15 protein-coding genes are annotated in these 13837 nt (G+C 67.8%); 12 read left to right on the top strand and 3 right to left on the bottom strand.

Features of this window, described 5'->3' with window-relative positions; genetic code table 11:
* Positions 1-3: 3 nt before the first annotated feature.
* From N5K27_RS15485 to N5K27_RS15465, 5 genes are all read left to right on the top strand, one after another.
* A complete protein-coding gene (locus N5K27_RS15485) occupies positions 4-1389 on the top strand; it encodes an MmgE/PrpD family protein (protein WP_087839586.1) in 1386 nt (461 codons plus the stop codon).
* A 77-nt stretch (positions 1390-1466) separates the two neighbouring features.
* A complete protein-coding gene (locus tag N5K27_RS15480; protein ID WP_279817417.1) occupies positions 1467-2690 on the top strand; it encodes a CaiB/BaiF CoA-transferase family protein in 1224 nt (407 codons plus the stop codon).
* Positions 2691-2900: 210 nt separating this feature from the next.
* Positions 2901-3866: a tripartite tricarboxylate transporter substrate binding protein gene (locus N5K27_RS15475; protein WP_279817416.1), complete on the top strand. Its 966-nt coding sequence runs from the start codon at positions 2901-2903 to the stop codon at positions 3864-3866.
* Positions 3867-3889: 23 nt separating this feature from the next.
* Positions 3890-4843: a fumarylacetoacetate hydrolase family protein gene (locus N5K27_RS15470; RefSeq protein WP_165963074.1), complete on the top strand. Its 954-nt coding sequence runs from the start codon at positions 3890-3892 to the stop codon at positions 4841-4843.
* Positions 4840-5655: a CoA ester lyase gene (locus N5K27_RS15465; protein WP_279817415.1), complete on the top strand. Its 816-nt coding sequence runs from the start codon at positions 4840-4842 to the stop codon at positions 5653-5655. Before N5K27_RS15470 ends, N5K27_RS15465 begins: the two co-directional genes overlap by 4 nt.
* 67 nt (positions 5656-5722) lie before the next feature.
* Here N5K27_RS15465 and rpmG read toward each other — a convergent pair whose 3' ends face one another.
* On the bottom strand, positions 5723-5893 hold the full coding sequence (gene rpmG / locus N5K27_RS15460) for a 50S ribosomal protein L33 (RefSeq protein ID WP_087839581.1): 171 nt from the start codon (positions 5891-5893) through the stop codon (positions 5723-5725).
* A gap of 24 nt (positions 5894-5917) precedes the next feature.
* The gene (gene rpmB, locus N5K27_RS15455; RefSeq protein WP_087839580.1) at positions 5918-6154 is read right to left on the bottom strand and encodes a 50S ribosomal protein L28; all 237 of its coding nucleotides are present in this window, start codon (positions 6152-6154) and stop codon (positions 5918-5920) included.
* 457 nt (positions 6155-6611) lie between these two features.
* Here rpmB and N5K27_RS15450 point away from each other — a divergent pair, with 457 nt between their 5' ends.
* The 7 genes from N5K27_RS15450 to N5K27_RS15420 all read left to right on the top strand — a co-directional run bounded on the left by N5K27_RS15450 (position 6612) and on the right by N5K27_RS15420 (position 13136).
* Positions 6612-7310 carry a TetR/AcrR family transcriptional regulator gene (locus N5K27_RS15450; protein ID WP_087839579.1) on the top strand — a complete coding sequence of 233 codons (699 nt, stop codon included), beginning with the start codon at positions 6612-6614 and terminating at the stop codon, positions 7308-7310.
* A gap of 71 nt (positions 7311-7381) precedes the next feature.
* The gene (locus N5K27_RS15445; RefSeq protein WP_087839578.1) at positions 7382-8437 is read left to right on the top strand and encodes a C4-dicarboxylate TRAP transporter substrate-binding protein; all 1056 of its coding nucleotides are present in this window, start codon (positions 7382-7384) and stop codon (positions 8435-8437) included.
* Positions 8438-8457: 20 nt separating this feature from the next.
* The gene (locus tag N5K27_RS15440) at positions 8458-9030 is read left to right on the top strand and encodes a TRAP transporter small permease (RefSeq protein ID WP_279817414.1); all 573 of its coding nucleotides are present in this window, start codon (positions 8458-8460) and stop codon (positions 9028-9030) included.
* Positions 9027-10340, top strand: coding sequence for a TRAP transporter large permease (locus N5K27_RS15435; RefSeq protein ID WP_243724428.1), 1314 nt, complete (start codon positions 9027-9029; stop codon positions 10338-10340). The genes N5K27_RS15440 and N5K27_RS15435 overlap by 4 nt, the downstream gene beginning before the upstream one ends.
* 15 nt (positions 10341-10355) lie before the next feature.
* Positions 10356-11132 carry a cyclase family protein gene (locus tag N5K27_RS15430; protein WP_087839575.1) on the top strand — a complete coding sequence of 259 codons (777 nt, stop codon included), beginning with the start codon at positions 10356-10358 and terminating at the stop codon, positions 11130-11132.
* Positions 11133-11145: 13 nt separating this feature from the next.
* Positions 11146-12108, top strand: coding sequence for a 3-keto-5-aminohexanoate cleavage protein (locus tag N5K27_RS15425; protein ID WP_279817411.1), 963 nt, complete (start codon positions 11146-11148; stop codon positions 12106-12108).
* A gap of 8 nt (positions 12109-12116) precedes the next feature.
* Positions 12117-13136, top strand: coding sequence for an SMP-30/gluconolactonase/LRE family protein (locus N5K27_RS15420; RefSeq protein ID WP_279817410.1), 1020 nt, complete (start codon positions 12117-12119; stop codon positions 13134-13136).
* A 3-nt stretch (positions 13137-13139) separates the two neighbouring features.
* Here N5K27_RS15420 and radC read toward each other — a convergent pair whose 3' ends face one another.
* Positions 13140-13832: a DNA repair protein RadC gene (gene radC, locus N5K27_RS15415; protein ID WP_279817409.1), complete on the bottom strand. Its 693-nt coding sequence runs from the start codon at positions 13830-13832 to the stop codon at positions 13140-13142.
* Positions 13833-13837 lie beyond the last annotated feature (5 nt).

Raw genomic sequence — 13837 nt, 5'->3', positions numbered from 1 at the left:
TCCATGGACAAGACCAGCCTGGCGCGGGACGGCGCCACCGCCTCCCTGTGCGAATTCCTGGCGGCACTGCGTTTCAAGGACCTGCCCGCGCCGGTGGCGGACCGGATCGAAGACCTGTTCCTGGACTGGGTGGCATCGGCCCTGGCCGGGAAGGGCGGGCATCCGGTGCCGCTGTTCGAGCGCTATGCCGCGGCGATGGGGCCCGAAGCGGGGCGCTGCGCGATCCTGACCAACCGGCGGACCACGTCGGCGCATTTCGCCGCGCTGGTCAACGGCGCCGCCTCGCACCTGGTCGAGCAGGACGACCTGCACAACAGCTCGGTGCTGCATCCGGCCACGGTGGTGTTTCCGGCCGTGTTCGCCGCGGCGCAGGACCTGGGCAAGTCGGGTAGCGAGATGCTCGTGGCGGCGGTGGCCGGCTATGAGGCCGGCGTGCGCATCGGCGAATTCCTGGGTCGGTCGCACTACCGCATCTTCCATACGACCGGCACCGTGGGCACGCTGGCGGCCGCGGCCGGCGTGGCCAGGCTGATGGGGCAGGATGCGCGGACGCTGGCGCACACGCTGGGGTCGGCCGGCACGCAAGCCTCGGGCCTGTGGGAATTCCTGCGCGAGGCCGCCGATTCCAAGCAGCTCCATACTGGCCAGGCGGCCGCGAACGGGCTCCTGGCCGCCTACCTGGCACAGGATGGCCTGACCGGCGCGCACGGCGTGCTCGAAGGCCGGCAGGGCATGGCGGCGGGCATGTCCTCGGACGCGGATCCGGCCCGGCTGAACGATCGCCTGGGCCGGCGCTGGGCCACGCTGGAGACATCGTTCAAGTTCCATGCCTCGTGCCGCCATACCCATCCGGCCGCCGATGCGCTGTTGCAGCTGATGCGTACCGAAGGCATCGCCCACGGCGACATCGCTTCGATCCGCGCCCGGGTGCACCGCGCCGCGATCGATGTGCTGGGCAACGTGGACGAACCCAGCACCGTGCATCAGGCGAAGTTCTCGATGGGGACGGTGCTGGGCCTGATCGCGGTCCACGGCCGCGCCGGCCTGGAGGAATTCCGCGACCATGCGCTGACCGATCCCGCGGTGGCGGACGTCCGCCGGCGCACGACCATGGTGATGGACGACGAGGTCGACCGCGCCTATCCCGCCCGCTGGCTGGGACGGGTCGAGGTGGAGACGCGCGATGGCCGGCGCCTGTCCGCCGCCATCGACAGCCCCAAGGGCGACCCGGACAACACCTTGTCGCGCCCCGAGCTGGAATCCAAGCTGAGGCGCCTGGCGGCTTTCTCCGGCGCGGCGACGCCGGCGGAGATCGATGCCTGGATTCCCCGCCTGTGGAGCCTGCGGCACGCGCGCGAGCTGTCCGATTTCATGCCGGAGCTTGCATGAGCGCGCCCGCCCGACCGCCCGAAGGGCGCGCGACCTCCCTCGGAGAGGATGTCGCGCAGCGACAGGAGGGTAGTCCAGTGAGCACGCCGGTGACCGCCTCTCTTCTACCGACCCCGCCGCGTCCGCTGGACGGCGTCACCGTGCTGAGCCTCGAGCACGCCATCGCGGCGCCGTTCTGCACCCGGCAACTGGCCGACCTGGGCGCCCGCGTGATCAAGATCGAACGCCCGGGGACGGGGGACTTCGCGCGCGGCTACGACGAGCGCGTCCGCGGGCTGTCGTCCCACTTCGTCTGGACCAACCGGTCGAAGGAAAGCCTGGCGCTGGACCTGAAGCAGGACGGCGCGCGCGAGGTGCTGGAGCGGCTGCTGCCGCGCGTCGACGTCCTGGTGCAAAACCTGGCGCCCGGCGCCGCCGATCGGCTGGGGCTGTCGTTCGAGGCGCTGCACGCGCGCCATCCCAGGCTGATCGTCTGCGACATCTCCGGCTACGGCGACAGCGGCCCGTATCGCGACAAGAAGGCCTACGACCTGCTGATCCAAAGCGAAGGAGGTTTCCTGTCGGTCACGGGCACGCCCGAAGAACCGTCCAAGGCCGGGGCCTCGGTGGCCGACATCGCCGCCGGCATGTACGCCTATTCCAACATCCTGGCCGCGCTGCTGCTGCGGGCCACGACGGGGAAGGGCAGCCGCATCGACGTCTCCATGCTCGAGAGCATGGTCGAGTGGATGGGCTACCCCATGTACTACGCGTTCGACGGCGCGCCCCCGCCGCCGCGCTCGGGCGCCTCGCACGCGACCATCTACCCCTACGGCCCGTTTCCCGCCGGCGATGGCGGCACCGTGATGCTCGGCCTGCAGAACGAGCGCGAATGGCGCGTGTTCTGCGAACGGGTGCTGGCGCGGCCGGAACTGGCCGGCGACCCCCGTTTCGATGCCAATTCGCGGCGCACCGAAAACCGGGCGGCGCTGCGCGACATCATCGTGGAGGTCTTCGCCGGCATGAACACCGAACAGGTCATGGCGGCGCTGGACGACGCCCAGATCGCCAACGCCCGCGTCAACGACATGGCAGGCGTCTGGTCCCACCCGCAGCTGGCGGCCCGCCAGCGCTGGACCGAGGTGGCAAGCCCGGCCGGCATGTTGCCCGTGTTGCTGCCGCCAGGAGCGGGCGGCGCCTATGCGGCCCGCATGGACCGGATACCGGCCCTGGGTGAAGATACCTTGTCCATCCTGGCCGAACTCGGCTATGGCGAAGCCGAGATCGCCGCGCTGCGTGCGCGGCATGTAGTAGCGTCATGATGCGGGCGAGTCGGCTGCGAGAATCGTGCCTGGTGCCCTGATATTTTCGATCAGAGGATCTCCGGTGCGCGGCAGGAAATGCCGGGCCGTCGGCTGGCAGAGGGGCGTCTTCGGCAGAAAAAATCGTGCCACGCGTGATAGTGTAGGCACTGCGTGGCCGCCAGCGGCACGCGCCAAAACGAAAGCAAAAAACGACTCAGGAGACTACCAATGAATCGAGGCCTTGCGTGCTTCGCCGTCGCTTTATTGTGTCCACTCGCCGCGCTCGCGGCGGACAACTACCCTTCCCGTCCCATTACGTTGGTCGTGCCGTTCTCGCCGGGTGGCGTGTCGGACACCACGGCGCGTCCGCTGGCGCCTGTCATGGCCAAGCGTCTGGGGCAACCGGTCATCGTCGAGAACCGGCCAGGAGCAGGGGGTGGAGTGGGAATGGCTCATGTGGCCAAGGCGGCTCCAGATGGCTATACGCTCATGATGGCGTTGGCCAGTATTTCGGCAATTCCCCCCGCCGACAAGCTGACGGGCAAGACACCTTCATATTCCACCTCGCAATTTGCCGCCATCGCTCGCATATCGGCCGATCCCACCGTGCTGGTGGTGCGCGACGATGCGCCCTGGAAGTCCGTGCGTGAGCTGGTGGAGGCGGCCAAGGTCAAGCCCGGCACGATCAGCTTCAGTTCATCCGGAATCTACGGCACTACGCATGTAGCGATGGAGCGTTTTGCCCACGCCGCGGGAATCAAGCTGCTGCACGTGCCGTATGGCGGCGGCGGCGAACAAGTGACGGCGCTGTTAGGTGGACATGTCCAGGCCTCGACGCAGACCTATGGCAACATTTCCGGCCATATCAAGAGCGGCAAGTTCAAGCCGCTGGCGGTTCAGAGCGCCGAGCGCCTGGCCAGCCTGCCCGATGTGCCGACGCTGAAAGAGCTCGGCTACGACGCTGAATACTATCTTTGGGCCGGACTATTCGCGCCGACGGGCCTGCCCGAGCCCGTCATGGCGAAGCTGCGCACCGTCGTCAAGGAAGCAGCGGCCGATCCGGCTTTCGTCAAGGCCATGACAGGAATGGGGACGCCCGTCCAGTATCTGGATGCGCCGGAATTCGAGGCCTTCTGGCGAGCCGACGAGCGGCATCAGACGCAGATCATCAACAGCATCGGCAAACTCGAATAAAAAGGGAATCCATGAAATATGCAATGTATCGCCGTGACGGCGTCAAGCGCGTGGCCATCCTCGACGGCGCGTACCTGGTTGATCCGCAAGCGCTCGAACAAGCCGTTGGCGGGCTGGGGCCGCAAGTGAGCTGGTTTGCCGACATGACCGAGGTGATCCGCCATGCCCCGCAGTCCCGGGAACTCGGTGCGCGGGCGGTGGCGCTCGCCGCCGAGCGGGGTGTGGGACGCGTGGCGCTAGATGACGTGCAGCTCTGCGCCCCCATGCTGCCTTCCACCATCCTGTGCGCGGGCAGCAACTACCTGAGCCACAACGCCGAAAAGGCCGGCTCCGACACAAGCGGCAAAGAGCCGGAGTTCTTCCTCAAGACCGCCGACTGCGTCGTCGGCCCGCACGACGAGATCGTCCACGATCCGGTGCTGACGCGCAAACTGGACGGCGAGGTCGAGCTGGGCGTGGTCATCGGCAAGCCGGGGCGGCACATTCCACGCGAACGGGCGCTGGAGCATGTGTTCGGCTATACCATCGTCAACGACGTCACGGCTCGCGATCGCCAGGTGCGCTTTCGGCCGGACGGCAGTAGCTGGTACGAGCTGGGCCGCGGTAAGGTATTCGATACCAGCGCTCCGCTGGGCCCGTACATTGTCGGCGCCGAAGAGATCCCCGATCCGCAAGGCCTGGGCATCCGTTCCTGGGTCAATGGCGAGCTGCGGCAGAATAGCAATACCGCACAGATGATCTGGAGCGTGGCCGAACTTGTCCATGTGTTTTCGATCAACCTGACGCTGCGGCCGGGCATGGTGATCATCACGGGCACGCCCAGCGGTACGGCCTGGTCCACCGACAAGGAGCTCGGCGGCAAATGGTCGGGAGGCAACGGCATCGTTCCCGCCTCGGGCTATTTGAGGCCTGGCGATCTGATCGAATGCGAAGTCGATGGCATCGGCAGGCTGCGCAATCGGGTGGCGGGCGCATGAAGCGCGTGCGCTCCGCCCTGTTCGTGCCGGGGGACCGGCCCGAGCGGCTGCCCAAGGCGCTGGCCAGCGGCGCCGATGCCGTCATCGTGGACCTGGAGGACGCGGTCGAACCCGGCGCCAAGGCGGCCGCGCGCGTGGCCGTGGCGGCATCCCTGAAAGCTTGCGCGGACCGATCGGTGGTGGTGCGCGTCAATGCGATCCAGACGATCTATTTCGACGAGGACATTGCGCTGTGCGCCGCCAGTCCCGCGGTGGCCGCGGTGATGCTGCCCAAGTCGGAGTCGGCGGCGGATATGGCGCGCGCGGCGCCGGCTGGCCGGCCCGTGTGGCCGCTGATCGAAAGCGCGCGCGGCGTGCTGGCGCTGGCGGCCATCGCCGATGCGCCGGGGGTGGAGCGGCTGGTGTTCGGGAGCCTGGATTTCGCGCTGGACCTCGACCTGGACCCGGTGTCGGCGGCGGGCCGGGCGGTCCTGGACGATGCCCGGCACCGCATGCTGCTTCACGCGCGCGGCGCGGACCTGCCCGCGCCGCTCGACGGCGTACACCCGCAACTGGACGACATCGACGGCCTGCGCGCCGAAGCCGCGCGGGCGCGCGGGGCGGGCATGGGCGGCATGCTGTGCGTGCACCCCGTGCAGGTCGCCGCCATCAACGAGGCCTTCAGTCCTTCGGACGCGGAACTGGCTTGGGCCCGCCGCGTCGTCGAGGCGGCGGCGGGGCAGCGGGGCGCGTTCCGGCTGGAAGGGCGGATGGTGGATGCGCCGGTGCTGGCGCGCGCCCGGCGGATGATGGAAGCCGCGGGCAGGGCATAGCGGCGGATGTTTGCCGCGGGCAAAGAAAAACCCCGCCTGGGCGGGGTTTGTTCGCAAACCGAGCCGATTACTTCAGCTTGGTTTCCTTGTAGTCCACGTGCTTGCGCGCGACCGGATCGAACTTCTTGATCAGCATCTTTTCCGGGGTGGTGCGCTTGTTCTTGGTCGTGGTGTAGAAATGCCCGGTTCCGGCGGTGGACTCGAGCTTGATCTTTTCGCGAATACCCTTGGCGGCCATGGTGTGCTCCTGTGGATCCGGTGATTAAACGGCTTCGCCGCGAGCGCGCAGATCGGCCAGGACGGCTTCGATGCCGTTCTTGTCGATGGTGCGCAGGGCGTTGGTGCTGACGCGCAGGCGAACCCAGCGGTTTTCGCTTTCCACCCAGAACTTGCGGTATTGCAGGTTCGGCAGGAAACGGCGCTTGGTCTTGTTGTTGGCGTGAGAAACGTTGTTGCCCGTGATCGGACCCTTACCGGTTACTTGACATACTCGTGCCATGGCGACACCTCTTCTGCTATTTCGTGAATTCGGGAGACGGATCCGGGGGCCGGCGATACCGGACTGTGCCCCGAATTTCTGGCGCGGTTTGGCAGGATGGATGCCGACCCGGTTCGCACGGGTTCTCAAGGCATCCCGGCGCAAAATCCAGAATGCGTTGAAAACGTGCGCCGAAAGCCAGCTTCATCCGCGCCCGGAAAGCGCGCTTGCGAAGGGCTTTCCCCGGGGCGAGAGCTCTCGCGGGCCAAAGACAACGCCGTAAAGCTCGCAAGAATAGCACGAAACCCGCCGTTTTTTCAACTCGTTGTTTGCGACGCAGCTTGTTTCCCCACGGGACGGGTACGGGATTCTACGGCATCGGGCTGCCAGGCACCGGAGCCGGCTGCTCGCTAACCCTATGTTGACTGATCGATCAGTCAGGGCCTAGGCTAGCGCATCCTTATCCAGGAAGCGCGCCTTGACCGACCAGAACGCCCGGACCGCCATCCTCGACGCCGCCGAAGGGGTTTTCGCCGCCCACGGCTTCGATGGCACCAGCATGCGGCAGATCGCCAACGAAGCCGGCGTGGCCCAGGCATTGCTGCACTACCACTTCGGCACCAAGGAAAAACTGTACGAGGCCATGTTCGCCCGCCGCTCCGACGCCATCAACGCCGTCCGCGCGGCCGCGCTGGACCGGCTGTTCGGACCGGACGGGCAGGGGCGGCCCACCCTGGGCGACCTGCTGGAAGCCTTGTTCCGGCCAACGGTGGAGTTCGGCCACGAGGGGCCGGCGGGCAATCTGTTCTCGCGGGTGCTGGCCGCCACCGCCAACGCCGAGGACGAGCGTTCGCGCACGCTGATCGGCGCCCACTACGACGCGATCGCCCGCCGTTTCATCGCCGCCTTCCGCCGTGTCCTGCCGCAGTTGGAGCAGGACGATGCCGTGTGGTCCTACATGTTCGCCATCGGCGTGGGCATGACCATGATGGCCGCCACCGGGCGGGCAGGACGCCTGTCGGACGGCGCCTGCGACGACAGCGACGTCGATGCCGTCATGGCCCGCCTGGTGCCTTTCATCAGCGCCGGCATCGAGGCGCTGGCGGCCGACCGTGCCGCCGGCCGCACGGGCCGTCCCCACGTTCTTTCCCCGCGCTCCGGTTCCGGAGCCGGTTGATTCCCCGGGGCCATGCCCCGGCCGCAAGAACCGGGCCGCCACGAGCCCGGCCCCCTGACAAGGAGACATGCATGCGTATTCTGCCGGCCGCATTGGCGGCCTTGCTGGCCACCGCCACGATGGCGGCACAGGCCAAGACCATCACCGTGACGCTGGTCAACGGCCATCCGCCGGTGTTCCGCTGGGTCAAGCATCTGCAGGAGTCCTTCGTGCCGGCAGTGAACAAGGCGCTGGAGGGGACGGACATCAAGCTCGAATGGAAGCAGCAGTACGGCGGCTCGCTGGCCAAGGTGGGCGAGGAGCTGGAAGCGGCCCAGGACGGCGTGGCCGACATCGCGCTGGTTCCCACGATCTTCGAGCCGGCCAAGTTGCCGCTGCAGAACGTCACCTATTACACGCCCTTCGTATCGGACGATCCCGGCCTGGTGACGCAGGCGGTACAGGACGTGCAGCGCAAGATCCCGGCGATGATGAAGGCCTGGGAGGCGAACGACGTCGTCTACATCGGCGGCGGTTTCGGGCTGGACGACTACCTGTTGTTCACGAAGTTTCCGGTCAAGGGCATGGCCGACCTCAAGGGCCGCAAGATCGGCACGCCGGGCACGTCGATCAACTGGATGAAGGGCACGGGCGCGGTGGGCGTCGCGGGCAACCTGACCGAGTACTACAACTCGCTGCAGACCGGCCTGTACGACGGCGTGGTCACCTTCGCCACCGCGGCCCTGCCGGCCAAGATCCAGGAGGTCGCGCCCTACATCACGCAGATCGGCTACGGCGCTCAGTACTCGGGCGGCATCGCGGCCAACAAGGACTGGTACGACGCCCAGCCGGAAGCCTTGAAGAAGGCATTGAAGGCCGGCGCCGACGCCTTCGAGAAGGCGTATACCGACGACCTGCGCAAGGCCACCCGCGCCGCGCTGGACGAACTGGTCGCCAAGGGCGGCAAGCTCAATCCGGATTCGGCCAGCCTGCGGGGCGCCTATGCCAAGGCGCTCGAGGACCCGACCAAGGGCTGGGTCGCCGAGCTGCAAAAGCAGAAGCTGCCGGCCAAGCAGGTGCTGGACGCCTACATGAAGGAAGTGCGGGCGGCCGGCGCCAAGCCGGTGCGCGACTGGGATCGGAACTGAACCGGGCGGCGAGGTCATCCATGTCTGAAGTCCCCATCACCGGCGAGGGAGATTTCCTCCCTCCGTCCGACCATCCCTTGCTGCGCATCCTGGATGCCTGCACCGCGGCCCTGAACGCGGTCGGCACGCTGCTGATCGTGGGCGTGATGGTCGCCATCAACTCCGACATCGTCGGCCGCGCGTTCTTCGGCCATCCCATCTCGGGCGTGCCCGAGATGGTCAGCATGTCCATCGTCGCTATCGTCTTCCTGCAGGTGGCCCATTCGCTGCGGCTGGGCGGGCTGACGCGGGCGGAGGTGCTGCTGGACAAGCTTGCGCCGCGCGGGCGGGCCGGGCTGGAGGCCTTGTACTGCCTGATCGGCGCCGCGTTCTGCGCGGTGCTGTTCAACGGCCTCGTGCCGCTGTTCGAGCGCGCCTGGACCCGGGATCTGTTCGTAGGCGCGATCGGCGACTTCACCGCGCCGATCTGGCCGGTGCGGCTGATCATGCTGGTGGGGACGGTGGCGCTGGGCCTGCAGTTCCTGGCCAGGGCGGTGCGCGCGCTGTGCGCGGCCGCGACGACGCACGGCCGGGCCGTGCAGGCGGGGGCATGATGAGCGATCTGGTCATCGGCGCGCTGGCGCTGTTCGGAATGGTGGGGCTGATCTATGCCGGCATGCACGTCGCCATCGCGCTGGCCGTCTGTTCCTTCCTGGGCGTGCTGGCGATCAAGGGCAGCTTCCTGATCACCGGCCGCATGCTGGCGCTGGCCGCCACCGAGTCCATCGACTCCTATATCTTCGGCGTGGTGCCGCTGTTCGTGCTGATGGGGTTCGTCGTATCGCAGGCCGACATCGGCCGCGACGCGTTCGACGTCGCCAACCGCATGCTGGGCCGCATCAAGGGCGGACTGGGCATCGCCACCGTGGGCGCCAACGCGATCTTCGCCGCCATCACCGGCATTTCGATCGCCTCGGCCGCCGTGTTCACGCGGGTGGCCGTGCCCGAGATGCTGCGGCACGGCTACACCAAGCGCTTCGCCTACGGCATCGTGGCGGGCAGTTCGGTGCTGGGCATGCTGATCCCGCCCAGCCTGCTGCTCATCCTGTACGGCATCCTGACCGAGCAGTCGGTGGGCGACCTGTTCCTGGCCGGCGTGGTGCCGGGCATCGTGCTGGCCATCGCCTTCGGCCTGGGCGTCTACTGGCTGGCCCGCAACCGTCCGGATTTCGCCGGCGCCAGCATTTCCGAGGACGTCGCGCCCCTGTCGGCCGCCGCGATGGGACGCAAGGCGCTGCCCATCGTGCTGCTGATCGGCCTGGTGCTGGGCGGCATCTATGGCGGCTTCTTCACGCCCACCGAGGCCGGCGCAGTCGGCGCGCTGGGCGCGATCGTGATCGGCCTGTTCCGCCGCGCGCTGCCGCCCGGGCGCATCTGGCGGGTATTGACCGACACCGGCCAGGTCACCGCCGCCATCTGCTTCCTGATCATCGCGGCCAGCATGTACTCGCGCATGCTGTCGCTGAGCGGCCTGCCGGAGTTCCTGACCGCGGCGCTCGCGGCCAGCGACATCGGCTACTGGGGCATCATCATCGCCTACGTGCTGCTGATCGTCGCGATGGGAACCATCCTGGACAGCTCGTCCATCCTGCTGATCGTGGTGCCGTTGTTCTATCCGATCATGAAGGCCTTCGGCATCGATCCCATCTGGTTCGGCATCGTCACCGTGATCGCCGTCGAGGTCGGCCTGCTGACGCCGCCGTTCGGCCTGTCCGTCTACGTGATCAAGGGAACCTCGCCCGATCGCACATTGAAACTGGGCGAGATCTTCCGCGGTGCCTTGCCGTTCGCCGCCATCATGCTGGCGGTGCTCGCCCTGATCCTGGTATTTCCGTGGCTGGCCACCGGCCTGCTCGGACGCTGAACGAAGGAGCCCTTCATGCCTCGACGTTTCGTCGATCTTTCCGTCGCACTGGACGACCGCATCGCCTCCGATCCCCCCGGCCACCTGCCGCAGATCGCCTATCTCGACCACCGCTCGACCGCCGCCGACATGGCGTCCTTCTTCCCCGGGCTGGACGTGGCGGACCTGCCGGGGGGCGAGGGGTGGGCCATCGAGCGGCTGAATGTCTCGACCCACAACGGCACCCACCTGGATGCGCCCTATCATTTCCACTCGACCATGGATGGCGGCGAGCGCGCCATCACCATCGACGAGGTGCCGCTGGAGTGGTGCTTCAGCCGGGGCGTGAAGCTGGACTTCCGCCACTTGCCCGACGGCCACGTGGTGACGCCCGAGGAGGTGGAGGCCGAACTGGCCCGCATCGGCCACGTGCTCGAGCCCTACGACATCGTGCTGGTGAACACGTCGGCCGGCGCGCGCTACGGGCAGCCCGACTACGTGTCCGCGGGCTGCGGCATGGGCATGGAGGCGACGCTCTACCTGACCGAGCGCGGCGTGCGCGTGACCGGCACCGACGGCTGGAGCTGGGACGCGCCTTTCGTGCACACCGCCAAGCGCTTCGCCGAGAGCCCGGATCCTTCCATCATCTGGGAAGGGCACCGCGCCGGCATGGCGCGCGCCTATTGCCACCTAGAGAAGCTCGGCAACCTGGAAAGCCTGCCGCCGCACGGATTCACCGTCTCGTGCTTTCCCTACAAGATCCGTGGCGCCTCGGCCGGTTTCACCCGCGCCGTGGCCATCTTCGAAGACTGAACCGGAGCCCGCGATGAACGACACCCAAGCCAAGCCCGCCAAGAAAGCCGCGCCCAAGATCATCATCACCTGCGCCGTCACCGGCGGCATCCATACGCCCACCATGTCCGAGGCGCTGCCCTACCGCCCCGAGGACATCGCCGAGCAGTCCATCGCCGCCGCCAAGGCCGGCGCGGCCATCCTGCACCTGCATGCGCGCGATCCCAAGGACGGCCGGCCCACGCCCGATCCGGCGGTGTTCATGCAGTTCCTGCCGAAGATCAAGGAAGCCACCGACGCCGTCATCAACGTCACCACCGGCGGCGGCCTGAACATGACGGTGGAACAGCGCCTGGCCGCGCCGCTGCTGGCCAGGCCCGAGATGTGTTCGCTCAACATGGGGTCGATGAACTTCGGCATCTACCCCATGGCCGATCGCTACAAGCAGTGGAAGTTCGATTGGGAAGAGAGCTACCTGCGCAATACCGACGATTTCATCTTCCGCAACACTTTCCGCGACATCGAACGCATCCTGAAGATGCTGGGCGAGGAGCACGGCACCCGCTTCGAGCACGAGTGCTACGACGTCGGCCACCTGTACAACGTTGCCCATTTCGTGGACCGCGGCCTGCTCAAGCCGCCATTTTTCATCCAGATGATCTTCGGCATCCTGGGCGGCATCGGCGCCGAGCTGGACAACCTGCTGTTCATGAAGCGCACGGCCGACCGGTTGTTCGGCAACGACTACCGCTGGTCGGTGCTGGCCGCCGGCCGCCACCAGATGAACTTCGCCACGCAGGCGGCCTTGCTGGGAGGCAGCGTGCGGGTCGGGCTGGAGGACAGCCTGTACATCGGCAAGGGCCAATTGGCGGCTTCCAATGCCGAGCAGGTCGCCAAGGTGCGCCGCATCCTGGAGGAAATGGGGCACGAGATCGCGACGCCGGACGAGGCCCGCGCCATGCTGGCGCTCAAGGGCGCGGACCGGGTCGGCTTCTGAGCGCGGCCATGGCGGGCGCTCCCAATCCGCTGGACGGCTTCGTCGTCGATCCGGCCGCCATGGCCTATGTGGGGCAGGGGCTGCAACGCCCCGAATGCATCCTGGCCGAACGCGATGGTTCCCTGTGGGCCGCCGATGCGCGCGGCGGCGTGGTCCACATCCGGCCCGACGGCAGCCAGCGGCTGGTCACGCAGCAGGCCGACACGCATTTCAGCCAGGCCACCGACGACGCCACCCGCTTCGTCGCGGGCACCTTGCCTAACGGCCTGGCCTTCGCGCGCAACGGCGACATCGTCATCTCCAACTTCGGCACCGACCGGCTGGAACTGATGACGCGCGAGGGGCAGACCCGCGTGCTGGCCGACACCGTGGACGGCCAGCCCATTGGCAAGGTCAATTTCGTGCTGCGCGACAGCCGCGATCGGCTGTGGCTGACCATTTCCACCCGCATCAGGAACTGGATGCAGGCCATGGATCCCACGGTGGCCGATGGCTATATCGCGCTGTACGAGCACGGCCGGTTGCGCATCGTGGCCGACGGCTTCCATTTCACCAACGAGATCCGGCTCGATGCCCGCGAGGAGTGGCTGTACGTGGCCGAGACCTGCGCGCGGCGCGTCTCGCGCCTGAGGGTGGGGCCGGACGGCAGCCTGTCGGGCCGGGAGGTGTTCGGTCCCGCCGATCATGGCGCGTTCATCGACGGCATCGCGTTCGATGCCCATGGCAACCTGTGGGGCACGCACGTGATGACGGACCGGATCTTCGCGATCACGCCGGAAGGGGAGCTGCGGATCGTGCTGGACGACGATGGCGGCAGTGCCGCGGGGAAGGCGTTGATGGCGGCGTTCGAGCGGAGCGAGACGACGCCGGAGATGATGCTGGCCTGCGGCGGGAAGATCGCGCCGTGGTTCGCCAGCGTGACGTTCGGGGGGCCGGATCTGCGGACGGTTTACATCGGCAGTCTGAGGGGGGAGCGGATTCCGTATTTCCGTGCGCCCGTGGCGGGGCTGCCCATGGCGCACTGGTAGGCCCTACATCATCCCGCGTTCCGCCAGCGAGGTGGTCCGCCCGCCTGCCACGATGATGTGGTCGAGCAGGCGCACGTCCACCAGCGCGAGCGCGGCGCGGACGTGGCGGGTGAGGTGTTCGTCGGCCTGGCTGGGTTCGGCGTTGCCCGAGGGGTGGTTGTGGGCGAGGATGACCGAGGCGGCATGGTGGCGCAGCGCGGCGCGGACGATCTCGCGCGGGTAGATGGTGGCCTGGGACAGGGTGCCCTGGGACAGGATTTCGCTGGTGATGAGGCAGTTGCGCGCGTCCAGGTACAGCGCCATGCAGCATTCGATGCGGCGGTGGGCCAGGGTGGCGGCGCAATAGCGGCGTACGTGATCGGGGCGGGACAGGGCGTCGCCGCGGTGGATTTCCTCGGCCAGTTCGCGCCGGGCCAGCTCCAGGATGGCCTGCAGTTGGGCCGCCTTGACTTCCCCCATGCCAGGCATGCCCCGGAGTTCGTCGCGCGAGGCGCCGAACAGTCCGCGCAGGCCGCCGAATTGCGCCAGCAGGCGCCGGCCCAGTTCGAGCGCGTTGCAGCCGCGCGTGCCGGTGCGCAGCAGCACGGCCAGCAGTTCGGCGTCGGTCAGCACCGTGGGGCCGTGGCGCAGCAGGCGCTCGCGGGGGCGTTCTTCGGGGGGCAGGGAGGCCTGGAGGGTCGGAAGGGCGGTCGGCATGGCGG

The organism is Pigmentiphaga sp. GD03639 (genome assembly GCF_029845405.1).
Taxonomy (GTDB): domain Bacteria; phylum Pseudomonadota; class Gammaproteobacteria; order Burkholderiales; family Burkholderiaceae_B; genus Pigmentiphaga; species Pigmentiphaga daeguensis.
The sequence above is the reverse complement of the archived record's forward strand: the minus strand, read 5'-3'. Positions and strand labels throughout refer to the sequence as shown.